This is a genomic window from Paenibacillus solani (assembly GCF_001277345.1).
Classification (GTDB): Bacteria; Bacillota; Bacilli; order Paenibacillales; family Paenibacillaceae; genus Paenibacillus_AQ; species Paenibacillus_AQ solani.
The window spans coordinates 2,531,436-2,555,918 of the sequence record NZ_LIUT01000001.1 but is presented as its reverse complement, the minus strand read 5'-3'; the positions used below and the strand labels follow the sequence as shown (position 1 = coordinate 2,555,918).

Genomic DNA, 24,483 nt, shown 5'->3' with positions numbered 1-24,483 from the left:
CTCTTGAAATGGGAGGCGGCTCTTGTTTGCTAGTCATTGCTCCAATACGGAGGCGGTGCTCGTTTTCTTTTTAAACAATGGGATCAGCAGTGCTGAACCTATGAGGAGCAAGAGTGCGCTTGCTGCGTAGACGAAGAACAGGGACAGCTGGTTTTTGAGCAATCCGCCCAGCGACATGCCCAGCACCATCATGCCCATAAAGATCGGGGTGAGGGCGCCGCCTACCCGACCAATATATGGCCCTTCCGTATTGTTTAGGATCAGGGTGTTGATTCCAATGTGGATGGTGGGGTAAAAGAATCCGTTAAGCACTAGAAGCAGCAGCGTAAACATGATGCTTGTTGACCAGCCGATACCGAGGTTTCCGACAGCACTAACGGTCAGGCCAAGAGCTAACAAGGTTTGAGGGGGGATTTTCTTGGCAAATGCCATGACGAAGCCACCTCCAACTAGCATCGCCACCCCATTGACCATTAACAGCCATTGCAAGAATGACTTATCCTGACCGAGATTCTCCATCGTCACAAATATCGCGAGCGGCTGAATAAGTCCCGATGCCAAGCCAGCGGCGGCAAAGGCAGCACCTAGTGTTCGGAGCGTTTGATTACTCCATACATAACGAAGGCCTTCGATAAGTTCTTGCTGCAGGTTCTGTCGCTTGGATGATGTCTCTTCCAGCATATCACGAGGCAGCAAAGCCAGAATCAAGCCAGAGCCCAGGAATAGCGTGCCTGTGGCGATCAGCGATATTTCAATGCCGTACTTTTGGTATACAAATGCGCCTGCAATCGGGCCGATAACCATAAAGAAGGCAACCATGGATTGAAACATAGCCATTACGGACTGCAGCTGTTCAGCGGGCACATGCTGTTTGAACAGCTTCATCGCCGAGGGCTGGGAGAATTGTGACACGGTGGCAGAGAAGAACGTGAGTACCAGCAATGCCAGCCACGACCCATTATGAACGGCGATCAGCACGACAAATACCGATAACGCCGACAAAACATCCGAACAGACCATGGTACGTTTAGGACGCCAGCGGTCCGCGAAAGTACCGCCGATGAAGGCAAACAAGAAAATGGGGGCGAATTCGGCTACAGATATGAGAGATACATACACTGGATTATTGTCTGTCATGTCCGTAACGTATAACAGAATGGCGAAGTTGCGAACCCAAATGCCGAGGTTCAAGAGTACGCGTGAGAATACAACCGTTCGGACATACGGGTTGTTAAGCATAATGAATGACACTCCTTTCGTGGCCTGCATATTGCAGGCCGGACATTATGAAAAACAAGCGAATGCGCATTTCGTTTGTTTATACATAGACATAATAATATTTTGTCTATAATTAATCAATATTAATTTTGTGTTGCCTATATATCGCTCGCCAAAAAGGCACTTCCCGCATCGGTTCATGCGCTTGAAGTACCTTCGAATTTGATTGATTATTACGGGCATGTGTCTATTTTCCGGATCTGCGCTCTTAATCTTGTTCATAGGACTTAATAGAGATATAATGGACAAGGGTATTTATCGAATACCAGTTACAGATTCAACAATGAAAGTGAGCGAAATATATGGGTCGTAAATGGAATAATATTAAAGAAAAGAAAGCATCCAAGGATGCTAATACAAGTCGCGTCTATGCGAAATTCGGTGTGGAAATTTATGTTGCCGCCAAAAAAGGCGAGCCGGATCCTGAATCCAACCGCGCCCTAAAGGTCGTTCTTGAGCGTGCTAAAACGTATAATGTGCCAAAAGCTATTATTGACCGCGCCTTGGATAAAGCCAAAGGCAGCGGTGATGAGAATTATGAAGAGCTGCGATATGAAGGGTTCGGTCCGAATGGTTCCATGATCATTGTGGACGCATTAACCAACAATGTGAATCGTACGGCGCCAGCTGTTCGTTCTGCTTTTAACAAGAACGGCGGTAATATGGGTGTTAGTGGATCGGTATCTTATATGTTTGATCAAACGGCAGTCATTGGCGTGGAAGGCAAGACAGCCGAGGAAGTTATGGATCTCTTGCTTGAAGCCGATTTGGATGTTCGTGATATTCTTGAAGAGGATGAAGCAGTGATCGTTTACGCTGAACCAGATCAGTTCCATGCGGTTCAAGAGGCGTTCAAAGCTGCTGGCATTTCTGACTTCACCGTAGCCGAGCTTACGATGCTGGCACAGAATTTTGTCTCCCTTCCTGAAGATGGACAGGCACAGTTTGAGAAGCTGATTGATGCACTTGAAGATCTTGAGGATGTTCAGCAGGTTTATCACAACGTGGAGTTCGAGGAGTAATAGGAACAAATCCTTTGATTCGTATTTCACCTAATCTCTCGCTCAGAGATGGTAGTGAGTTCGAAGAGTGGCTGACCAAGTAGAATCTGTGCAAGAAATAGGGCACCACTTTTTTAGGATAGACCGTTTCTCGATACTCAATCGAGGAACGGTTATTTATTTTGTTTTCGTTCCGAAGATTTGACCGTTAGGGTTGACCTTTTCTTATCCCATTTAATTTCAGCTCCGAACAATGAAGATATATCGCGCGCCTTAATGTAAGTGATACCTGAAAAATTATAAAAATGAGTCACAGGTTTACCATCTATTATTGGAGCTTTTTGGGCCGCGTCATAGCCTAAGTTGGCTTCCAATAATTCACTGACAGACCGCAAAGGAACGTACACGGTACCATCAAAAAGTCGTCCTTGTTTCGCAGTTTTGCCATTCACACTTACTTGAACGACCGTAGCGGCAGCGAAACTTTTCTCATTTGGGATTCTTCTTACGATGACATAGGCGATTTGTTCTTCGATTAATTCAGGGGCGTTCGCCGGGTAAACCGTCACTTCGTGTTTTCCAGTCACTGAACCGAAAGTAGCTATGACAGATGCGCTTCCTAATCCGACGGCTTGGATATTTCCCTGTGCTGGAGTCGTTATAACTCCTGAGTCGGTAGTCTTCCAGGAAGACAGCTCGGTTACATAGGCCGTGTCTCCATTATCGAAAACAGCCAGGGCATTTAATTCCAGTCCGCTGTTTAAGCTTAGTTTATATGGTTCGGAAGTGGGAGGGAGAATCCCGCGAACAATTTCAATTTTTTTGGGAACACCAACAAATAAGTGCGCAGAGGTTGTATCATAATCAAGAATTGCGGTTCCTGAGACCCCCTCCAGTCTAGTTTCATCAGACAGAATATTGATTGAAGTACCCTGTGTCTTGATCTCTCCCTTTACGGTAAGATAAAAGGATACGAATGCTTCATTGGCCGTGGAGCCGATCGTTTTATTATTTTGGTTGAGTATAGACAACACTACTTCACGTCTGCCATCATCAGGGTTGAGATCTAATGGATACGGATTTTCGATCTTATAATCAGAAGTCTCATAGGCTTTGGAAGGAATGAAAAAGGTATCGTCTCTCCATATGTACTTTCCAAGATCATCGTCAAAGCGAATGTTGCCCTCTGTCGTAAACACATTTTCATCATAGCTCAAAACAATCTTGGCGGAACGAGGCCCTTTGCTTTCGGAAGGCACATCGGATATTTTTACGCTCACCAAGACGCTCTTTCCGGGAACCAGGGTCGTATAATTACTTGTAACTTCAACAGATATCTTCTTTGCTTCTGCTGCCCAAGATAAGTCTGAAAAGCACGAAATCAATAGGAGCAAAGAAAGCAGCGCCATTGTTGTTTTTCTTAAGAGATGCATATGAATAACAACCTCCAATCATAAAATAGCAGTCTATGTTTATATCGGCTACTTGAGGAGGACCATACAATTAATTTGATTCATTTAAAAAAACCATCGTACTCAGTAATGCTGAATACGATGGTTTTTGCTGTTACACGATGGGTTCTCATTCCGCCAACAGGGATACTAGTCTATTCGTCAGCTTTAACCAGAATCACTTCGGCTGAGGTTATGGCTGGAATAGATTTTGTCATCATCGGGGAGTGGTATGCCACGATTTTCGTACCTGGTTTAAGGTCTGATTCTATACCAAGAGCCGTAATCACTTGTGTATCTTCCGTAATGTTGAGGATGATGTCATTGTCTGTAGATTGGTCAGAACCTACATTAATGTAGAGCTGGTCTTTCGACGTACGATCTGAAGCTGCAATGGTGCCTTCGATTTTGGGAGCCGAAATTTCCGAAACCACGATCTTGTCTGCATGCGTGCGGGCCGGATAAATCGCCAGCATGACTTGGCTGTAATAGGCTTCTACCCGGAGATCCGCCTTCAAAGCTTCAGCCGTCAACGGAGCACCATTCGCGTCCACAATTTCAGTCTCTTTATCGACGGTTAGAATTACATAATTAACACCGCCTGTTTCCCTTGCCTGACCGATCACGGTGATACTGTTATCGGCCGTGGCTGTAATGATACCATTCGTTCCAGCTGGCTCTTCTTGTACAGGTGCTTCCGCGTCAGCTTGAACTTGAATATAGTTGGTGGTTGATTGAGGCGGCAAGCTTAATGCAACCGCAGGTCCATAGAAGGAACGGATGCTCATACCTGTTTTAAGGTCGCTGGCTTGCAGCGTGCTGCCATCAGGAGCGATGATCTTTGCTTTTGGATCCAGATGAAGCAGAATGGTCTCTTCGCCATCGCGATACAAATTCGTACCCTCAACAAGAATTGCTTTGTCGTTTACCTCGGTGATCGTTCCATCAATAGCAGAAAAGTCTTGCTCCTGAACGATGATGGTCAGTGCCGACCCTTGAGCCGGGAGGCTCTTCGTCAATTTTGGACTATAGAACGCTTTAACCGCTTTGTTCTGATCCACGATGGATTGCAATTGGACTTTCTTGCCTTTAGCATCTACGATCTTCGTATTTTTGGATATGGAAAGTTTGATTTCTGATTGATTGGCTGTTCCCAAGCCGCGGCCCGTTACAGTAATCCATTTGCCTGTTTCGTCATTAACGTAGTCTGTTATGTATCCCATAGTTCCAGGTACCATTTTCTTCTCCTGGTTTACGATGTTCCCTTGTCCTGCATGTATAGAAGCGGGAGGGACGGCCTGTGCATTTGCTGCTGCCGGCAGAGCCGCCATAGCGAGAATTGCAGTGGTTGCCAGTACTTTGTAGATGTTGTTCATGATAGATTCCTCCAATTATCGATGATCTGTAAGTTAGGATACAGCCAAGTCAAGTCGTGCTGGAAAAATGTACTGGCTGTTATATAACCATAGACGGAGAAAGTTTACGAATGTTGCACAGACGATCGAAATTGTTCAACAGAAGAATTTATAGATAGGGTTCTCTACGCATGGTCGTCCTGCAAATTTTGTAAAACAAAGTCGAATTATGAGGTATACTTATCGATGTAATTGACATAGAGGGGACAGAAGATACCTTGAGAACACGAATTGTTCATTGGTTTCGAAACCAGCGTATCCAAACAAAAATTATTGCGATATACCTCCCGCTGGTCTTTATACCATTACTGACCTTGGGGATATTCTCTTATCAGATCAATACGGCGTCATCCATAAATAAAACGAAGAAGAATGTTCAGGATGAATCCAGGTTGATCACCACCAGGATTGATACGATATTGTCCAATGCGGAAAGCTTTGCGAATGTCTCGATGCTGGAGCTGAACAAGGAAGAGAAGCTGAAGCTGAAGCAAAAGGGGGATCAGCTGAATAGTGATTCTGTCGACTATGAGCTTCTCAGAGCGATCGAGAATAGACTGGATTTTGCGAAGATGATCTTTCCGGAGGTAGAATCGGCTCTTTTCATTGACAGAGCTGAAAACGTATACAGTACGAACTCCGACATGCAGTACGGTACCGAGAAGGGTCTGCGGAGTGAGATATACCGAGATGTGAACAAGAGTAACGGTAAACCTATATGGTTTCCGATGGAAAATCGGGATTACTGGGTGACGCATACCGAAGAACCTATTCTTACGATCGGTAAAAAAATACTGGACACCGAGACGCTTGAACCGCTCGGCATTTTATTGGTCAATATCAAAGAAGAGACATTAGCCTCCGTATACCGGAGCATCGGGCCTCTGCAGCCGAACGGTTACTATATCATCGATGAGAAAGGAACCATTATATCATCCCAGGACAAAAGCGAAATGCTGCAGCCGATGGAAGAAATCAGCAGGGTAGATGTGATGAGCCAGGAGGCCATGATGGAAGAAATACCGGGATCAGATGGCCATAACATCTTATTGTCCTCCGTGGGCTTTAGCAAGATGAACTGGAAGCTTATCAATGAGATTTCGGTCCGGGAACTGACTCGGGACACGAGGCAGGTATCTCAGGTTATCCTCATGATCGGAGGCATCTGTTTAATACTGGCTGTTCTTGGAGCCATCATGCTGTCGCGATCTATCGGCAATCCCATCATGCAGTTGAGTAAACAAATGAAGCGAATCCGGGAGGAGAATATTGATCAGCCGATTGATGTGCGGACGAATGATGAGATTGGCATCCTGGGCTCAGGCCTAAACGTTATGTTGGGCCGGATTAATGATCTGCTAGTCAAAGTAAAGGACGAGCAGAAGAAGAAGCGGGAGTATGAGCTGGCACTCATTCAGAATCAGATTAAACCCCATTTTTTCTACAATACCTTGGACTTGATTTATGTGTTATGTAAATCCGGTGAGAGCGAAACGGCAGGCAAGGCAACGAAATCTCTGGCCGATTTCTACCGGGTTGCGCTTAGCAACGGCCAGGAGATCATCACCATTCGCGAAGAGATCAGAAATGTGAACAGCTATTTATCGATACAGCGTACACGCTATTCCGATTTATTCGATTTTCAGATTAAGATCCAGGATGACATGATGGATTATGCCATACCCAAGTTGACACTTCAGCCGCTTGTGGAGAACTCAATTTACCACGGACTCAAAGAGAAGGGAAGCTTCGGACATATACAGATAGAAGGTGTGAAAAAAGACGATGTTCTGGAGCTGATCGTCAGAGATGACGGTATCGGCTTCTCACCGAATATGCTGAAGCAGATGGATCACAAGCGAAGCGAGGAACGCGGTTCTTTTGGACTTAGCAGTGTGGATGAACGAATAAAGCTGTATTACGGGGAACGTTATGGAACCCGCATTCACAGCGAACCGGGTGAAGGCAGCGAGGTCATTGTTGTCATCCCTTTTACAACGAGAGGAGATTCGCAAGATGTATAAAGTTGTGATCGCAGACGATGAAGCAGTATTTCGCAAGTATCTTCGTGGAGTGGTGGATTGGGAAGCGGAGGGCTTTGAATACTGCGGGGAAGCGAAGAATGGCATGGAAGCCTGGGAGCTTGTACAGAGAGAGAAGCCGCATCTGGCGCTGATCGACATTAATATGCCCTACATGAACGGGATGGATTTAGCACAGAAGCTGAAAGAGTTCAACCCGGATATGGTTGTCATACTAGTCACGGGTCACAGTGAGTTTGAGTACGCACGTAAAGCGATCAAAATCGGGATTGAGGATTACATATTGAAGCCTTTTGATGAGGAGGAGCTGCTATCGGCTCTTCATCAGGTGAAGAACAATCTGCAAAAGACCATAATCGGACAACACCAGGAACAGGAGGAACGTCAATTATGGCGGGAAAGCTTCCTGAATCTCCTAATCAGCGGTGAATACCGGGATGACGACGAATATATCCTGCACCAGATGACCAAGTTTGATTTTGCTGAGTATCCCGCCGTGTTCCAGGTGATATCGGTCGAAATTGATGATTTATTGCATGAATGGGAGCAGTTAAACGATATCCGCTTCAAGAAATATATTATTTCCAACTTGCTGATGGATTTGGTGAAGCCAGAGGGCCGGCAGTTTATTTTCAATGGACCGGAGAACCGAATCGTATCATTGCTCCAGTTTGCCGCTGACGAAGACCATGAACAGTTCAGCTTAAAGGGATACAATCAATTATTTATGCTGATTCGCGATCGTTTCGGGTTTAGTATATCGATCGGGATCGGAAATGCAGGACAAGGAATTTCATCGATTCGAAAGTCTTACATGGAGTCTGTCATCGCACTCAAAAACCGAATTTCGACGGAAGAAACAAACATCGTTCATTATCGGGATACGGCAACACGCACATCGAATGTTGGATTCTATCCAAGTGAGATGAATGAGAATCTGCTGATTTCACTCCGCCTTCATGATGAAGAAGAAATCCGTAAACAACTTGCGGCCATCGAGCATTATATACGTGATCGGCAGCTGTCCGGAGATTATATCCATATGATCCTTGCCGGGCTTGTTTCGTTATGTCTTACCTACATCTACGAGATTGGCAAAACCGTTGAGGAAATATTCACACCAGAATTTTCGCCTTTTCAGGAAATCACCAATCAACCCACGTTAAAAGAGGCTTTTGAATGGATTACGAATCTATACACGACGGCTATGAAGTATTCCAAGAGCGTGAAACACTCCAAATCAGCAAAAATACTAGCGGCCGCATGTGAATATATCCAGAACCATTACCAGGACAGCCAGTTAAAAGTCGAGGAGGTCTCCCGCAGCCTGTATATCCAGTCCAGATACTTAAGGAGGATATTCAAGCAGGAGCTAGGCATAGGTGTTAGTGACTATATTACAGATGTCCGTATGCAGAAAGCAAAGGAGCTTCTACTGGCTGGACATAATTTGAAATTATCCGAAATCTCAGAGATGGTTGGGTACGGCGACCCGTCTCATTTTAGTAAAAGCTTCAAGAAATATACAGGATTACCGCCAAGTGAGTATGAGGTACTTCATAAAAAGTAGGTCGAAATATACAAATGTGTTCCGTTTTGTCCCTCACGGCACTTGTCCGATATTAGGTAGAATGAACCCATCAAGAGAATTAAGGGGGAACAATAGGCAATGAAGAAGAGAAGAATATTTCTGCCGATTCTGTTGGCCACCGCAATGTTAGCGCTTTCCGCATGCGGCGCGAAGGATGATGGCACAAGCGGTTCCGCTGGAGAAGCATCGAGCGGAAATCAACAAGTGAAATTGAAGTTCTATGCACAATACAGCGGAGAGAACACTGCCGTATACGATGCAGCCAAAGAAGAAATGAAGAAGCTCATGCCTGAAGTAGACGTGGAATTCGAAGTCGCTGCACAGGACGACGAGCAGAAGATTAAAACGTATGCTGCTGGCGGTACCTTGCCTGATATTTTCTTCGCATCCTCGGGTTTGATCGAAGCTCTTAAAAATTCGGACAATCTTTATATGATGGACAAGGCTGTGGAAGACAATAAAATCGAGGATCAGCTAAATGAAACCTCGAAAGCGATGCTCCGTCATGATGACGGTCATATTTACGCAGTACCAAACGTTGGACAATGGTCATCCTTGATCTATTACAACAAGGAGCTGTTCGAGCAAAATGGCATCAAGGTTCCTGCTAACTATGATGAGTTCTTAGAAGCTGTAAAAGGCTTCAGTGCCAAGGGAATTACTCCGCTGGCCTTGTTCGCCAAAGAAAAATGGCCAGGCGTGCAGCTGTATGATATGGCTGTTGTTGGCTCTGAACCTGCTGGTCTAACAAAGCTTGACGGCGGTGAAGGAACCTTCTCCGATGAGGCATACCGTCAAGGCGCCGAGAAGATTGCCGAATTGTCCAAAGCAGGACTCCTGTCCAAAAATGCGTTCAACACGACTTGGGACGATGCATTGGCTCAGTTCACCTCCGGAAAAGCAGCAATGGTGCTGAATGGTGCATGGGCGATGAGTGACATTTCGAAAGCGATGGGAGACAAGGTGGACATTTTGTACACTCCACTTGCAGATGCCGACAAAGTCGATCAGGTGCAGTGGAACGTCAGCGGTGGCGGCTTCAACCAGGGCTTCTCTGTGTCGAAGAACTCCAAAAATGCTGAGGTTGCAGCTAAATATGCCGCATTGTTCTCGATTGAATTTGCGAAGCAGCGCGTTATTCATCTGGGCGACCCTAACCCGATCCTGAAGGAAAATCCGGAACCGTTAAATGGAATTTCCTCGCTCCAGGAGAAGTATAAGCAGGACTCTGCGAATTTCAAAACAATGACAACCTTCCCTTGGGGATTGGTTAACGCTAAATTCAAAACAGCGATTGAAGACAATGTTCAAAAGCTGATGCTGGATTACGACACCAATGCATTTATCGACACCATGAACAAATCTCTTGAACTGGCACGAAAATAATAGGTACGGTGACAGGGAGGTTATTCTGATAAAGAATAACCTCTTTGACTAAGGAGGTCCCATGTCAGAAAAATGGAAAAATAAAGTGGCTCTGCTGGTATTTACCGTACCCACACTGCTCTTTTTTACGATTATTGTGTTTATACCTATCTTGCAAACCTTCCAGAAAAGCTTCTTTGATTGGGACGGTTTGAGCACTCCCATATTTATCGGATTTGATAATTATCTTCGTCTTTTTGATGATCCCGATTTCTGGGTTTCTCTGAAAAATGGTCTGATCTTTGCGTTCGTACTAGTCGTTTATCAAATCGGGCTTGGAACGATTCTTGCTATTGTGCTGAGCAGCAAGGCTGTACGCGGCCGGAAATGGTTTAAGACCACCTTCTTTATTCCGGTTGTACTCTCCGGCGTCATGGTATCACAGCTGTGGATTGCTATTTATAATCCGGAGGGGGGACTGTTGAACAGTATCTTCGCAGCCCTCGGCATGGATTATCAGCAGGCCTGGCTGAGCGGGGAGCATACGTCCATTTGGGCCATTGCCTTCACAAACGCGTGGCAGAACATGGGTATCCTGCTTGTGCTGATCTATACAGCCATTAAATCGATACCTGAGCATCTGTATGAAGCTGCATTAATTGACGGCTCTTCGTTCTGGCACACTCATCGCAAAATAACGATACCCCTTTTGAGTGAAACTTATAAATTCGGCTTAATTATTGCGATTACCGGGGGTCTGAACGCCTTCCAAAACATGTTTGTCATGACGAATGGCGGACCAGGCAATATCTCGTACACCTTCACATTTATGATGTACAAAGCCGCTTTCCGGTCTAACGAATATGGATACGGTTCGGCGGCAGCAGCCATTTTGGTTATTGAATGTCTGTTGTTCACGATCCTGATTAACAAATTCGTAGCCCGGGAAAAAATCAGCTATTAGATGGGAAGGATGACACAATGATTAAACGACTTACGAACGGAACCTTAAAATACGGTTCGCTCCTGTTGTACGTATTGGTCAGTCTGTACCCGTTGGTATGGCTGCTGTTCTATTCTTTTAAAGACAATGAGGAAATTTTCTCGACGAATGTATTCGGCATTCCGAAAGAGTGGCGCGTTGAAAATTATGTTAACGCCTTCCAATCCTTCGATTTGATTATGTATTTCAAAAACAGTTTCATCGTATCCATCGGAACGGTAGCATTAACAGTCCTGCTTGGCTTGATGTTCTCCTACGCTTCAGCCCGGATGAAATGGGGACTGTCCAACGCGGCGCGAATATACATGACCGCAGGCATGTTCATTCCGATGCAAATTATTCTGATTCCGCTGTTAATGATCGTACGTTCCATGCATTTGCAAAACAGCTATCTTGCAGTCATCGTCCCTTATGCGGCATTTCAGCTTTCATTTGCTTGTATTATCTTCTATGCCTTCTTTCGTTCCTTGCCAAAAGAGATTGAAGAGTCGGCTGCGATTGACGGTGCAAACGTTTATCGGACATTCTTTAGCATTATGGTTCCGCTTGTCGTACCGGCCATCGCTTCGGTGAGCATCTTCGTATTCTTGTTCGCCTGGAATGAATTCTTGGTAGCACTTGTGATGATCAGTGATAACGCTCTGAAAACACTGCCGCTCGGTCTGCTCTATTTCCAGACCCAGTTCAGCTCCGATTGGGGGGCTATGGGCGCTGTAATGGTCTTGTCCACGGTTCCGACTATCCTCGTATATCTGTTGTTCTCTGAACAGGTCGAGAACGCGTTAACCGTAAGTTCGGCAGTAAAAGGATAACTACAGAAATCGGAACGGGGGATATAAACAATGGATTTTTCTGCAGGTGGTCGGATCATTTCCGTAACAGGTGGAGAGGAGAAATTCCAATACACGGTAGAGCATCTATATTCAGATCAAGGCGTGGATTATATAAGATTCTCTATGCATGCAAATAAAGCGTACTATCCAGATCCGGTTACTTTATCCTGGAAGCACCCAGCCGTGGATATTCATGGATACTGGGATCCTACCGCTAACCGGGATAAGGGGCTTCGTATTGATTTCAGTGAGCCTTCAGCAAGCAAAGCGACTTTCTCCGCTCCGGTCTTCAGTCTTTATAACTCGGCTGGAGCTAACCGTTTGACCGTTGCATTGTCTGACGCACTTCGTCCGATGCAGTTTCGTGCAGGCATCCACGAAGAAACCGCTCAATTTGAGGTATGGGTCAAGCTCTTTACAGAAGCAAGTCCACAAATGACAGACTATGAGGTCATCATGCGAGTTGATACACGGAATATGTTCTATGCGGAGAGTTTAAGGGAGGTTAGCAGATGGTGGGAAGGCTTGCCGGGATATACACCATCCCGTGTCCCGGAGGCAGCTTGCCAACCGATGTATTCCACATGGTACAGCTTTCACCAGCAAGTCGATCCGGATGAGATTGAGCGCCAATGCTTGCTTGCGAAAGAGCTTGGTTGTGATACGGTCATCGTAGATGACGGTTGGCAAACAGCAAACGATGAGCGGGGATATGCGTTTTGCGGTGACTGGCAGGTTAGCCCTGAACGGATTGCTGATATGAAGCAATTCGTTGACCGTGTTCATCAACTGGGCATGAGATTTATGCTGTGGTACTCGGTGCCTTTTGTAGGTGTACATTCTCAAGCGTGGAAGAGATTTGAAGGGAAGTACATCAATACATATGGCGGCAAGGATACAGCGGTTCTTGATCCTCGTTTCCCAGAGGTAAGAGAATATCTGATTCATACGTATGAGCAGGCTTTGAACGATTGGGGAATTGACGGGTTCAAATTAGATTTTGTGGACTCCTTCCTGTTATCAGAGGATATGAGATTTTCGGGCGGAGAAGGAAGAGATTATGATTCGGTACCTGAGGCAGTAGACCGCCTGCTTACTGATGTCATGGCCCGTTTACGAGCGATTAAGCCGGATGTCATGATTGAGTTCCGTCAGAACTACATCGGTCCCTTGATGCGTAAATACGGCAATATGTTCCGGGTCGCGGACTGTCCAAACCATCATAATCAAAACCGGATCGGCTCTCTGGATATCCGTTTGCTTAGCGGGAACACAGCTGTTCATTCCGACATGATGATGTGGAATAAGGGAGACCTTGATGAGAATGTAGCCCTGCAATTTATCCACTCGCTGTTCTCCGTGCCCCAAATATCGGTACGGCTGGATGAAATCCCGGAAACACATCAGCAGGTTGCTGCCTATTGGCTGGCATTTTGGAAAGAGCATCGTTCACTTTTGCTGGAGGGTACGCTTCGTCCAATGTCACCTGAGATGATGTATCCGGTTGTATATGCTTATCACGACAACGATTGGCTCGCGGCAGTGTATGGCGAGAACTTCGTGGCCTCGATGGATCGCACAGTAAGCGGAAGTTATTGGTTGGTTAACGGTACGTCTCAGGATCGTCTGATCGTAAACTGGACAGAAGCTGCCGGTGATATGCGAATGATCGTGAGGAATTGCCATGGCTTGACGGTAAAAGATGAGATCGTAACCCTGAAACAGGGTGCCCATGTTCTTGAGGTGCCGCCTTCTGGATTGATCGAATTGACCCATGTGGCAGCGCAGGGATAAAAATTCGTGACCCCTATTAAGTTAGGGAGCCCACATATAATAAAGAAGGCAAGCGACAGTCTCTATTAGAGAAATTGCTTGTCTTCTTTGCCGTTAATATAAGATGGTCACAGGTTGAAGGAGTTTCTTGATTCGGATCGAATATAAATCTCAGAACAGATCTTTTCATGAAAGAGGGTGAACCGGCGTTATCCAAACAGATACATATCTGTATACACGGCGAATCGCATTTGCCACTGTATTGAGTGTGCGGGTTGAAGAGGACACTTAATACAACAAAAAAGGAGTTAGGGCAAATGCGTATCGAAACAAAAAGATTGATCATTCGTGAGTTTGAACCTGGGGATTGGGAGGATGTTCTTCAATATACATCGGATCCTTTGGTAATGCATTACATGCCGGATCTGGTTTATACGGAAGAGACGGTGAAGCAATTTCTGCAGGAAAACCAGGGTGATCAAGCCCGCAATTATGCGGTCGTGCTGCCTAATGAACAGCATGTTATTGGTCATATCGTATTCTTCCCGTGGTTCGGCGAACATACGTATGAGATCGGTTGGATATTCAATTCCGCCTATCATAGTAAGGGGTATGCTACGGAAGCAGCGAGGGCCTTGCTTCAATATGGATTCGAGACTTTGGGGATACACCGGCTTATTGCTACATGCCAGCCTGAGAACACGCCATCGTACCGGGTGATGGAGAAGCTCGGCATGAGACGAGAAGGCTATTTTAAAGAGTGCATCCCTCATGGGAATAACTGGTGGGATGAATATTTCTACGCTATACTAGCGTCGGAATGGCGAATGGCTTAGCGCAATTGTTACAATGAGCGACCAACCATGAAGCAATTATTGGCTCGATGGCTTGATCCATCGAACTGATGTTACGCTGTAAGACGTGAGGAAGCCTGATATTCTTAGCGGAATATCAGGCTTCTTTTTACTGTCTATGACCAAGGAACCCAAGCGTGATAGAATGGTAGCAATCCCTTATGGGAGATGGATGGTGGAGGTGCAGCATGATACGGGATAACCCGGCTAGAAAAATACGAGACAACCGAAAGCGGTTCTTCATTCGAGTTGTGCTGACTCTGATTGGTATCGTGCTGATATATACATTGTATGTTGGATACACCATTTGGAATTATGCACAGCGAACGGTGAGTTTGCCGTCAGATGCAGCGATCGTGCTTGGGGCAGCCGTGTGGGACGAGAGTCCTTCACCTGTATTCCAGGGACGCATTGATCATGCCATATGGCTATATGATCAAGAGCTTGTGAGCAAGCTGATTTTCACAGGGGGACGGGGAGTGGAGGGGGAGCCTGCCGAATCTGAAGTAGCCCGCCAATATGCCATCGCCCACGGCGTTCCTGAGGGTGACATATTGATAGAGACCAAGTCGACGATCACCGAGCAGAATCTGTATTATGCTAAAGAGATCGGTGAGAAGGCAGGCTTATCTTCCTATCTTATCGTGAGTGACCCGCTGCATATGAAGAGGGCAATGATGATGGCAGAAGATATGAAGCTCTATGCGAACCCCTCCCCGGTAACCGAAAGCGCGTATCGGAGTCTAAGAAGCAAAATCCCTTTCTTGTTTAGGGAAGTCTTTTATTATATTGGTTATCAGTTTATTTCACCATTTCGCAATGATGTTTATTAATGGATCGGCTCATGCTGTTCGTGAAGGAGTTTATCGAAAGACAGCTTAAGTTCATCCGTGATGGGGCCCATCGGCAGACGAAGGGTATCTGTTGAGATGAGACCTTGCCTGGCTAGCAGCCATTTGAGCGGGGCAGGGTTTGATTCTTCGAACAGCTTATGAATATATGGTTTCAATACATCAAACAGCTTTTCGGCACGGGGGTAGTCCCCTTGAAGCGCTAATCGAAAGATCTGAATGTAAACCTCAGTATTCACATTGGCAGACGCCAATATTCCGCCGGTTGCTCCATGACAGAGCAAGTCATGAAAGTGGATATCATCACCGCAGAGAATAGGCTTTGTGTCGTAGGGTGCTAAGCTTCTTATAAGCTCGGTACCCGAAGTGCTGTCCTTCATCCCGATGACACCGGGTATGTCCATGATCCTTCTGATGGCATCGACAGGTAACCGGATTCCCGTACGTGAAGGAACTTCATACACAATAATCGGTACCCCGACCTCGGCTACTTTTTGAAAGTGCTGTACAATACCTTCAGTCGAAGGACGACTGTAATAGGGGGTGACTATCATAACTGCTTCTGCCCCAATCTGACCTGCTAGCTCCGTCCGTTTGATGCTGGAGACCGTATCGTTCGTGCCGGTACCTATTATGAGCGGCATTTGCCGTCCGTCCAGACCCTTCCTCGTTTCCTGCACAATCTGAACGACTTCTTCCCAAGCTACCGTTGGAGCTTCTGCGGTCGTCCCATTGATGACCAAACCTTGAATTTCGTGGGTCAGTAAACTTTTCAAATAACGATGATAAGACAGAAAATCCAATTCGCCGGTTTCTAAAAAGGGCGTGATCACCGGAACATAAATTCCTTGCAAATCCTGCTGATTCAACATGATCCTTCCTCCATTCTTTGAGGTGTGAGATTACTTTAGCATGGATTTGACGATCGACGTTATCTATAATAATAGATAATGAATATCAAAATTATTGATAAGGGGGAGGGCGATGGATCTCAATTACTTGCACACGTTCAGGGAAGTAGCTGCCCGCCAAAGCTTTACCAAAGCTGCGGAGGAATTGGGTTATGCACAATCCAGCGTTACCACCCAGGTTCAGAAGCTAGAGATGGACTACGGTGTCAAGCTGTTTGAACGATATGGGCGAGGCCTGCGTCTGACGAAGTCCGGAGAAGAACTGCTCAAGTATGCAATTCAAATGCTGGAGCTGTACCATCAATCGAAGGAAAAGCTGACAAAGCAAGGTGGAGGTACATTATCGATAGGCGCGATAGACTCACTGGCCGCTTATTTTCTCCCCTCTGTCATTCATCAGCTGAGAACAAAGCACGAGGATCTGATTATCCGTTTGCAACCGGATCGGGAAGATAGCATTGTAAACAAGGTGCGAGAGGGCGAGTATGATCTAGGTCTTATTCTGGAAAATAAACCACAAGACTCCTCTTTGAATTGGATTTCAATCCGTGAAGAACCCCTACTACTGATTGCCCGTCCGGATCATCCGCTGCTTGCAGAGCCCGTCATAGAGCTGGAGCAGCTCGCTGATGCTGAGTGGATTATGACTGAGGATAGCTGTAATTACCGTTTGATGCTGGAAAAGGTGCTTCGTGCCAGCGGAATTCCTCTGCGAATAGGGCTTGAATTAGGCAACCCCGAGGCAATCAAAAGATATGTGATGTCTGGAACAGGCATTTCTCTGTTGCCGAGGATGGTTGCCGAGGAGGAAATCAAGCGGGGTGAGCTGGCGATTCTTCCCTTTACCCACCCTGATATTCGATTGGACATTCAGATAGTGGTTCACCCCAAAAAGTGGTTGTCCCATTCGCTGCGGGATGCGATCGAACTATTAAAATCAGAATCTTGAATTCCGTGTGTGTAATAATATTGCATTTAAAGAAAAGATTAAGTATGATTCTTTTATAATATATTGGTTTATGTGTGACTGGCGTAACATGGGGGACCATGAGGGAGCACATGGATGACAACGGCCGTACGCCTGGGCAGAGGTAAGGGAAGATTATTTCCCTTGCCTCTTTATGATTTTCATGCTTTTTATGCGTCACTGAAACTATGAAAAGGGGTTATGAACACGATGTTGAAAGCGAAAAAAATAATGCTGCTAGGATCTGGAGAACTGGGAAAGGAAGTCGTCATTGAGGCTCAGAGACTGGGCGTTGAAACCGTAGCCGTTGATCGTTATGCCGATGCGCCTGCCATGTATGTTGCCAATCACAGCCATGTCATCGATATGCTGGATGGAGCCAAGCTGCGTGAAATTATTGAGCAGGAGAAGCCGGATCTGATCGTACCCGAGATCGAGGCGCTGGCTACATCAGAACTAGTGAAGCTGGAGGAAGAGGGATATCGGGTTATTCCTACGGCCAGGGCAGCAAAGCTGACGATGGATCGTGAAGGGATTCGCCGGCTTGCTTCAGAAAAGCTGGAGCTGCCGACTGCGGGCTATCAGTTTGCCGATACGTATGAGGAGTTTAAACAGGCTGTTCAGGAAATGGGTTATCCATGTGTAATTAAACCATTAATGAGTTCTTCCGGAAAAGGTCAGAGCGTATGCCGCTCAGCAGCGGATATCGAATCCTGCTGGAGTCTTGCGATGGAAGGCGGCCGCGTGCAGAACGGGAGAGTGATCATTGAGGAATTTATTACGTTCCAGTCAGAGATCACGCTATTAACTGTTCGCTCCGTGAATGGTACAAGCTTCTGTGCTCCAATCGGCCATATTCAGGAAGGCGGAGACTACATTGAGTCCTGGCAGCCCCACCATATGTCAGAAGAGCAAATCGAAGAAGCTAAACGGATTGCAAAGACGATCACCGACGAGCTTGGAGGGTATGGCTTGTTCGGAGTTGAACTGTTTCTGACTGAGGATAAGGTATACTTTAGTGAAGTGTCACCCCGTCCGCATGATACGGGTTTGGTAACATTGGTCACGCAAAATTTATCCGAATTCGCTCTTCATGTCCGTGCTATTCTAGGATTTCCAATTCCAGAGATCGAATTGATCACGCCAGGTGCCAGCCGACCGTTAAAAGCGGCACGAGAGCTGGAGAATTACACGATTACCGGAGCGGAACAAGCGCTGGCTGTTCCGAATACGCAGCTGCGTATTTTTGGAAAGCCGGTAACGAAGGTCGGAAGACGCGTAGCCGTTGCACTGTCCACAGCCGACAGCGTGGAAGAAGCGCGTATGCACGCGAAGCAATCGTTGGATAAGCTCGCTGTTGAAGAAGCATAAACGGGGTAGCGCAGTGCTTAGATCGAAGCCGAAAAAAAGGTCAGCCGAATGCATCGGAGGGCCTTTTTTTACTAGGGAAGGGAAAATTGTTATGATTCGCTACCATGTTACCGTGCTGAAAATAAAAGTGGGGAATTTTGCAGCAGTTCATGATAAGATACACAAGAATACAAACGATGGAGCTTCTGTATCTGTACTTAAAGACACAACTACAGGTGCCCCCCTATAGACTGGCTATGGCTACATAGAGACACGTTGACTGTATAGGAGAATTTACATGAAAGACATGACGCAAGGCAATCCGATAAAACTAATCTTGATGTTTACCATCCCGCTATTAATCGGCAATATGTTTCAACAACTTTACAATATGGCGGACACGTTGATCGTGGGCCGCACCATTGGCGTAAATGCGCTTGCGGCCGTAGGCTCGACAGGCAGCATTTTGTTTTTTGTCATCGGCTTTGCCCAAGGCTTGACGGCAGGCTTGTCCATTATTACCGCGCAGCGCTTCGGCGCGAAGGACATCGCGGGCGTTCGCAAAAGCGTGGGGACGAGTATATGGATCAGTTTAATCTTCAGCATTTTTCTCACCATCGTGAGTGTAATATTTACGAGACCTGTCCTTGTCATGATGAACACACCGGCAGAAATTTTGGAAGATGCGTATTCGTACTTAATCGTAATCAACTGGGGCGTCGGCGCAGCCGTTCTGTTCAACTTATTGGCGAATCTCCTGAGAGCACTCGGTGACAGCCGTACACCGCTTTTCTTTTTGATGCTGTCCAGCATTTTGAACATTGTACTGGACCTGTTATTCATCCTCGTGTTTAAGATGGGACTTGGCGGTGTGGGACTCGCAACCGTGGTATCGCAGCTGTTCTCCTGCCTGCTCTGCCTGATCTATATTCATAAGAAGGTTCCTCTGCTTCAATTCAAGAACGCCGATTGGTCCATCGATTGGAAGTTTATTCGCCAGCATATGTGGGTCGGATTTCCGATGGGCTTTCAGGCCTCTATCATTGCGATCGGAGCCATTATTCTTCAGATTACGCTCAATGGTCTTGGTGCAACAGCGGTAGCTGCTTACACCGCTGCCCAGAAAATCGATATGTTGGCTACGATGCCCATGAGTTCCTTTGGTATAACGATGGCAACTTTTACAGCTCAGAATTTCGGGGCAAATCGCATCGACCGGATCAGGCTCGGGGTAAAACAGTGCATTTGGCTCTCGGGATCATTCAGCATTGCCGTGGGCTTGCTAGTTATTTTCGCGGGTCCTGCCGCCGTGAGCCTCTTTGTCGGCCAAGGACAGGAGGAATTGCTGTCCCTTAGCAGGCTGTATTTCTTATCGAACGGCAGTACCTACTTGCTTCTGTCGCTGCTGTTCATTTATCGCTTTACGCTGCAGGGGCTGGGGCAGAGCTTGATCCCAACCGTTGCCGGCATTATGGAATTAATCATGAGGGTACTGGCTGCCATCTTCCTGACCGCTAGAATCGGATTTCTCGGCGCCAGCCTGGCCAATCCGCTCGCTTGGCTGGGAGCCGTGATCCCGCTGGGAATAGCCTATTATCTGAGCATTAAGAGATTGAGCACCCCAGTCAAACCCGTCTCCATACCGGTTCAGGCATAAGGGGAAGGAAGGTTTAGAAACCAGAACGAATCATGACTCCAAGAAACAGATACTTCTCTGTTTTGAAGGAGCCGTGCATTCGTTCTTTTTTGGTTGTGCCTGGTTGTGGTATATCTGAGCCAGAGACTCACAGAATCTTCACAAGTGTTAGTTACAATTAAACCTTATGTTAAAGTGGATGTATGCCAATGAAGAATGCGATAAGGAGGACCTGAATGAAGACCATACTAATCGTGGATGATGAACCGCATATTCGGGAAGTTCTTGTATCCTATCTGAACAAAGAAAATTATCTGACATTGGAGGCAACGTGTGGTTCCGAAGCGCTAGACTCCTTGCGGCAGCGTACGGTGGATTTGGTTATTCTGGATCTCATGCTGCCGGATTTGGATGGTGAACAAGTCTGCCGGGACATACGAACGTTCAGCTCGGTACCGATCATTATGCTGACAGCCAAAGTGGCACAGAGCAGCAGGATTGATGGATTGACCAGCGGTGCTGATGACTACATCGTGAAGCCGTTTGACCCTAGGGAAGTTGTGGCCAGAGTGAAAGCCGTTATGAGAAGAGGGGATGATAATCAGCTGCTGGCGGACGTGATTACATATCAGCAAGGCGCGCTTGTTATTCATTCGTTAAAACATGAAGTAACTTGCCATGGGCAAATCGTGAATTTGACGCCAAGTGAATATAAACTGCTGCTTTTGCTGGCCAAGTACCCTCAGCGGAATTTTTCTCGTGAAGAACTGGTCGAGCGGGTGCTGGGCTATGATTTTATCGGCGACAATCGCATAATTGATCAGCATATCAAGAATTTGAGGCATAAGATTGAAGCGGATCCTAGAGCGCCCAAGTTTATCATTACCGTCTACGGATTCGGATACCGTTTTGGGGGTGACGGAGCGTGAAGCATCGGCTAGACCTTAAGCTGGCTGCCATTATCGTCAGCATCACGGCAGGGATTCTGATTGTGTTTACTGTCATCAATATCATAACCAACCATTATCATATCACCATGTTTCAGCGGCAATCTGCCGGGCAGCATGGGATGGACCAGCTGAACTATCATTTGGAGCAGGCGCAGATGCAGTCCATTATTCTGACATGTCTACTTGCTATTGCGGTAGCTTGCATTATCGGAATATATATAGCCAAAAAGATATCAGCTCCTTTGGTGCAGATGAAGAAAGCAGCAGAAAGAATGACGCAAGGGGATCTGGATATCCGTGTCAACACGAGGGGATATGACGAAATTGAAGGGCTGGGGTCTTCGCTGAACGAGCTGGCTGTGCAGCTGCAGAAGCAGGAACAGCTACGGCGGAACATGACTCAGGATATCGCTCATGAACTGCGCACGCCACTTACCACATTAAAGAGTCACACTCGCGCACTTGAGGATGGGGTGTGGGAGCCAACCGCTCAGCGATTCCGAACTTGCCTTGAAGAAATCGATCGGTTGATTCAACTCGTGACCGAACTAGAGGATCTTCATGATATGGAATCCCCTGAGTTTCAGCTATCCCGAACGGATCAGGACTTGGGACATATCATAGAGAGGGCCATCAATCTGACCACAGCGATGTATCAAGAGAAACAAGTGGATCTGCAATATAGCAGCAGCGGTGTATCGATCATAGCCAACATTGATGCTGACAGGATGCTACAAGTACTTATCAATGTGCTAAGTAACGCGCTGCTTCATACGCCAGAGGGCGGGATGGTACAGACGGAGCTCTTGGACGAAGGGACAAATGCCCTTATCCGGATTAAAGACTCCGGAAGAGGTATCTCCTCTTCGGATCTGCCTTATATATTCGAGAGACTCTACCGGGGTGACAAGTCAAGGAACCGGTTAAGCGGAGGCAACGGCATGGGACTTGCCATCGTGAAACAGCTGGTATCCAAACATGACGGTCAGGTATGGGCCGAGAGTGGTGGGGGCATGAGCGGAAGCTGCTTCTATATCCGAATTCCCAAGAATGAATGATTAGAGTGATGATAATGAGGTATATCTATTAAGATGCACAAGTATGGTTTCTGATATTTTTCCAGGATGTAAATAAACCTGCATTATTCTACATATTCTAAATGAATCCATGACAGAGCATGTGATCTACATCTTTGAGAAAAGGGGCAGGCGGATTGTGGAACTATTTATTATGGTGCTTGTTTTCTTGGTCCTTATCGGAATATCGAATATTATCCATCGATTTATTCCCTTTATCCCGGTTCCGCTGATACAGATCGCGCTGGGGATTGGTGCTGCGTATGTCCGCGGATTCCATCATGTGGAGTTGAACCCTGAATTGTTCTTGGTCCTGTTTATTGCGCCACTGCTGTTTAATGACGGGAAGCTAACTCCGCGTGATGAGTTATGGAAGCTCAGATCGTACATTCTGCTGCTTGCGCTTGGTCTGGTATTTGCTACCGTCCTCATTGCCGGGCCTTTCATTCACTGGCTCATTCCGGCGATTCCCTTATCAGCGGCCTTCGCGCTGGCTGCGATACTATCACCAACCGATGCCGTGGCGGTAGGCTCTTTGTCTGGCAGGGTGAAGCTTCCGGGAAAGATTATGCGTTTGCTCGAGGGCGAAGCCCTCATGAACGATGCTTCGGGTCTAGTCGCTTTTAATTTTGCGATTGCGGCGACAGTAACGGGCTACTTCTCATTAACAAAAGCCATAGGCAGCTTTGTTGTCATTGCAGTTGGTGGCATCGTTATTGGAGCTTTATTAGGATTTCTTGTTATATGGTTCCGCATGCTCCTGCGTCGTTTTGGTATGGAAGATGTGACGCTTCATATGCTGATCATCATCTTGACGCCTTTTATCATATATCTCGTAGCGGAGGAGTTTCATGTATCCGGTATTCTGGCTGTTGTTGCAGCCGGCGTTACTCACGCCGTGGAGAGAGACCGCATGCGGTCGGCATCTATCAAATTGCGGGTCGTATCCGATAGCACATGGTCTATCATCCTGTTCACGTTAAACGGACTGGTCTTTATTTTATTAGGTCATGAAATACCCGATGTCGTGAATGAAATCTGGAGTGACCCCGCCTACAATAATGGGCAGGTCATCGGCTATGTCTTACTAATCACGGCTGTACTCATTTTACTGCGGTTTGTATGGGTATGGGCCTCGACAAATCGTCAATTTAAATCTTCTCTGCTGACTGCTCTATCAGGTGTCCGAGGTGCATTAACGCTGGCAGCGGCATTCTCAATTCCCCTTACTCTGTCGGATAACAGCCCTTTTCCGGAGCGGAACCTGATGCTCTTTATATGCGCTGGAGTGATTCTCTTAACACTGATGATCGCCAGCATCCTGCTCCCGATCTTGACGCGTGAAAGTCATGATGATGTCATAAACGCAAAGCATGATGAACGAATTGCCAGGGTTCAAATGCTGAAAGCAGGTCTTTGCGCCATACGTGAAGAAATGTCGGATGAGAACAAAGATGAAGCCATGCAGCTGATCTATACCTATTCCAAGCGAATTCAGCAAGCGCAGATCATGAATAAGAGCGATATGCGTGAATTCTGGTCATCCACAATTGCCGTCAGACAAATCGGATTGGATGCCGAACGGCATGTGGCCGAAACATGGCTTAAAGAACGCAAGGGATCTCCTAGGATGGTTGAGGGGTTCCTGGTTTCACTTAATAAAGTCGAAATGCTGCTTACCAGCCGATATAAGTTCAAGCTGTTAATACGAAGCTTATGGCGACAGTTGAAGCGCCTCACGAACAAGTCTCCTGAGATTAACGAGATGCCCATGTCTCCAGATCACCCCCAATGGGAGGAGTATAAAGTATTAAAGCAGGAAGCTATTCAGGCAGCTATCCATAAGATTCAAGCGATGGAAAGAGGAGAAAAACCAGCGATCTTGCAAGCAGTGATTGCAGACTATCGTGCGATGGAGCATGAGCTATTGAATGATCGTGTGTGGAGCCGCAGGAAACGGGAATTCACCAGTGAAAGCATGGAGCTCGAGCTCAAAGCGATTCAGGCGGAGCGAAACCAAATTCAGAGCATGTTTGAAGAAGGAGAGATTGATCGAGCACAGGCCAGCCACCTGAGAATGGACATCAACTACCGCGAAGCCCATCTGTATGAATCGCAAGCATAAGCACAAGAAAA

20 protein-coding genes and 1 riboswitch are annotated in these 24,483 nt (G+C 46.6%); of the genes, 16 read left to right on the top strand and 4 right to left on the bottom strand.

Annotated elements, in window-relative coordinates; all coding sequences use genetic code 11:
* Window positions 1–33 precede the first annotated feature (33 nt).
* Window positions 34–1,239, bottom strand: coding sequence for an MFS transporter (locus AM231_RS11400; RefSeq protein ID WP_054402713.1), 1,206 nt, complete (start codon window positions 1,237–1,239; stop codon window positions 34–36).
* Window positions 1,240–1,580: 341 nt separating this feature from the next.
* Here AM231_RS11400 and AM231_RS11395 point away from each other — a divergent pair, with 341 nt between their 5' ends.
* A complete protein-coding gene (locus AM231_RS11395; RefSeq protein ID WP_054402712.1) occupies window positions 1,581–2,300 on the top strand; it encodes a YebC/PmpR family DNA-binding transcriptional regulator in 720 nt (239 codons plus the stop codon).
* A 152-nt stretch (window positions 2,301–2,452) separates the two neighbouring features.
* Here the strand turns inward: AM231_RS11395 and AM231_RS11390 are convergent, their stop codons facing one another.
* Window positions 2,453–3,712 (bottom strand): hypothetical protein, encoded by a 1,260-nt coding sequence (locus tag AM231_RS11390; RefSeq protein WP_054402711.1) that lies wholly within the window; start codon window positions 3,710–3,712, stop codon window positions 2,453–2,455.
* Between the two features lie 173 nt (window positions 3,713–3,885).
* Window positions 3,886–5,106: a hypothetical protein gene (locus tag AM231_RS11385; RefSeq protein ID WP_054402710.1), complete on the bottom strand. Its 1,221-nt coding sequence runs from the start codon at window positions 5,104–5,106 to the stop codon at window positions 3,886–3,888.
* A gap of 257 nt (window positions 5,107–5,363) precedes the next feature.
* Between AM231_RS11385 and AM231_RS11380 the strand changes: the two genes are divergently transcribed.
* The 9 genes from AM231_RS11380 to AM231_RS11345 all read left to right on the top strand — a co-directional run bounded on the left by AM231_RS11380 (window position 5,364) and on the right by AM231_RS11345 (window position 15,439).
* Window positions 5,364–7,169 carry a sensor histidine kinase gene (locus tag AM231_RS11380; protein WP_054402709.1) on the top strand — a complete coding sequence of 602 codons (1,806 nt, stop codon included), beginning with the start codon at window positions 5,364–5,366 and terminating at the stop codon, window positions 7,167–7,169.
* Complete coding sequence (locus AM231_RS11375; protein ID WP_054402708.1) at window positions 7,162–8,757, top strand: response regulator; 1,596 nt, start codon at window positions 7,162–7,164, stop codon at window positions 8,755–8,757. The genes AM231_RS11380 and AM231_RS11375 overlap by 8 nt, the downstream gene beginning before the upstream one ends.
* Window positions 8,758–8,856: 99 nt before the next feature.
* Window positions 8,857–10,164 carry an ABC transporter substrate-binding protein gene (locus AM231_RS11370; RefSeq protein WP_054402707.1) on the top strand — a complete coding sequence of 436 codons (1,308 nt, stop codon included), beginning with the start codon at window positions 8,857–8,859 and terminating at the stop codon, window positions 10,162–10,164.
* A gap of 61 nt (window positions 10,165–10,225) precedes the next feature.
* Entirely contained in the window at window positions 10,226–11,107 is an 882-nt protein-coding gene (locus AM231_RS11365) for a carbohydrate ABC transporter permease (protein WP_054402706.1), read from the top strand.
* Window positions 11,108–11,124: 17 nt separating this feature from the next.
* Window positions 11,125–11,958: a carbohydrate ABC transporter permease gene (locus AM231_RS11360; RefSeq protein ID WP_053492993.1), complete on the top strand. Its 834-nt coding sequence runs from the start codon at window positions 11,125–11,127 to the stop codon at window positions 11,956–11,958.
* Window positions 11,959–11,988: 30 nt separating this feature from the next.
* Entirely contained in the window at window positions 11,989–13,773 is a 1,785-nt protein-coding gene (locus AM231_RS11355) for a glycoside hydrolase family 36 protein (RefSeq protein ID WP_054402705.1), read from the top strand.
* Window positions 13,774–14,069: 296 nt separating this feature from the next.
* Window positions 14,070–14,588 (top strand): GNAT family N-acetyltransferase, encoded by a 519-nt coding sequence (locus tag AM231_RS11350; protein WP_054402704.1) that lies wholly within the window; start codon window positions 14,070–14,072, stop codon window positions 14,586–14,588.
* A gap of 85 nt (window positions 14,589–14,673) precedes the next feature.
* Window positions 14,674–14,808: a hypothetical protein gene (locus tag AM231_RS30220; protein WP_278044622.1), complete on the top strand. Its 135-nt coding sequence runs from the start codon at window positions 14,674–14,676 to the stop codon at window positions 14,806–14,808.
* A complete protein-coding gene (locus AM231_RS11345; RefSeq protein WP_054402703.1) occupies window positions 14,795–15,439 on the top strand; it encodes a YdcF family protein in 645 nt (214 codons plus the stop codon). The genes AM231_RS30220 and AM231_RS11345 overlap by 14 nt, the downstream gene beginning before the upstream one ends.
* Here AM231_RS11345 and dapA read toward each other — a convergent pair.
* The gene (dapA, locus tag AM231_RS11340; protein WP_054402702.1) at window positions 15,436–16,329 is read right to left on the bottom strand and encodes a 4-hydroxy-tetrahydrodipicolinate synthase; all 894 of its coding nucleotides are present in this window, start codon (window positions 16,327–16,329) and stop codon (window positions 15,436–15,438) included. The two genes, AM231_RS11345 and dapA, sit on opposite strands and share 4 nt — an antisense overlap.
* Window positions 16,330–16,441: 112 nt before the next feature.
* Here dapA and AM231_RS11335 point away from each other — a divergent pair, with 112 nt between their 5' ends.
* The 6 genes from AM231_RS11335 to AM231_RS11305 all read left to right on the top strand — a co-directional run bounded on the left by AM231_RS11335 (window position 16,442) and on the right by AM231_RS11305 (window position 24,472).
* Entirely contained in the window at window positions 16,442–17,317 is an 876-nt protein-coding gene (locus AM231_RS11335; RefSeq protein WP_054402701.1) for a LysR family transcriptional regulator, read from the top strand.
* A 64-nt stretch (window positions 17,318–17,381) separates the two neighbouring features.
* Window positions 17,382–17,462, top strand: a riboswitch (ZMP/ZTP riboswitch).
* 83 nt (window positions 17,463–17,545) lie between these two features.
* The gene (purT, locus tag AM231_RS11330; protein ID WP_054402700.1) at window positions 17,546–18,706 is read left to right on the top strand and encodes a phosphoribosylglycinamide formyltransferase 2; all 1,161 of its coding nucleotides are present in this window, start codon (window positions 17,546–17,548) and stop codon (window positions 18,704–18,706) included.
* Window positions 18,707–18,983: 277 nt separating this feature from the next.
* A complete protein-coding gene (locus AM231_RS11320) occupies window positions 18,984–20,342 on the top strand; it encodes an MATE family efflux transporter (protein ID WP_054402698.1) in 1,359 nt (452 codons plus the stop codon).
* Window positions 20,343–20,557: 215 nt separating this feature from the next.
* Window positions 20,558–21,250, top strand: a complete 693-nt coding sequence (locus AM231_RS11315) for a response regulator transcription factor (RefSeq protein WP_054402697.1) — start codon at window positions 20,558–20,560, stop codon at window positions 21,248–21,250.
* Entirely contained in the window at window positions 21,247–22,329 is a 1,083-nt protein-coding gene (locus AM231_RS11310; RefSeq protein ID WP_054402696.1) for a sensor histidine kinase, read from the top strand. The genes AM231_RS11315 and AM231_RS11310 overlap by 4 nt, the downstream gene beginning before the upstream one ends.
* 157 nt (window positions 22,330–22,486) lie before the next feature.
* Window positions 22,487–24,472, top strand: coding sequence for a Na+/H+ antiporter (locus AM231_RS11305; protein ID WP_054402695.1), 1,986 nt, complete (start codon window positions 22,487–22,489; stop codon window positions 24,470–24,472).
* The last annotated feature ends 11 nt before the right edge of the window (window positions 24,473–24,483 follow it).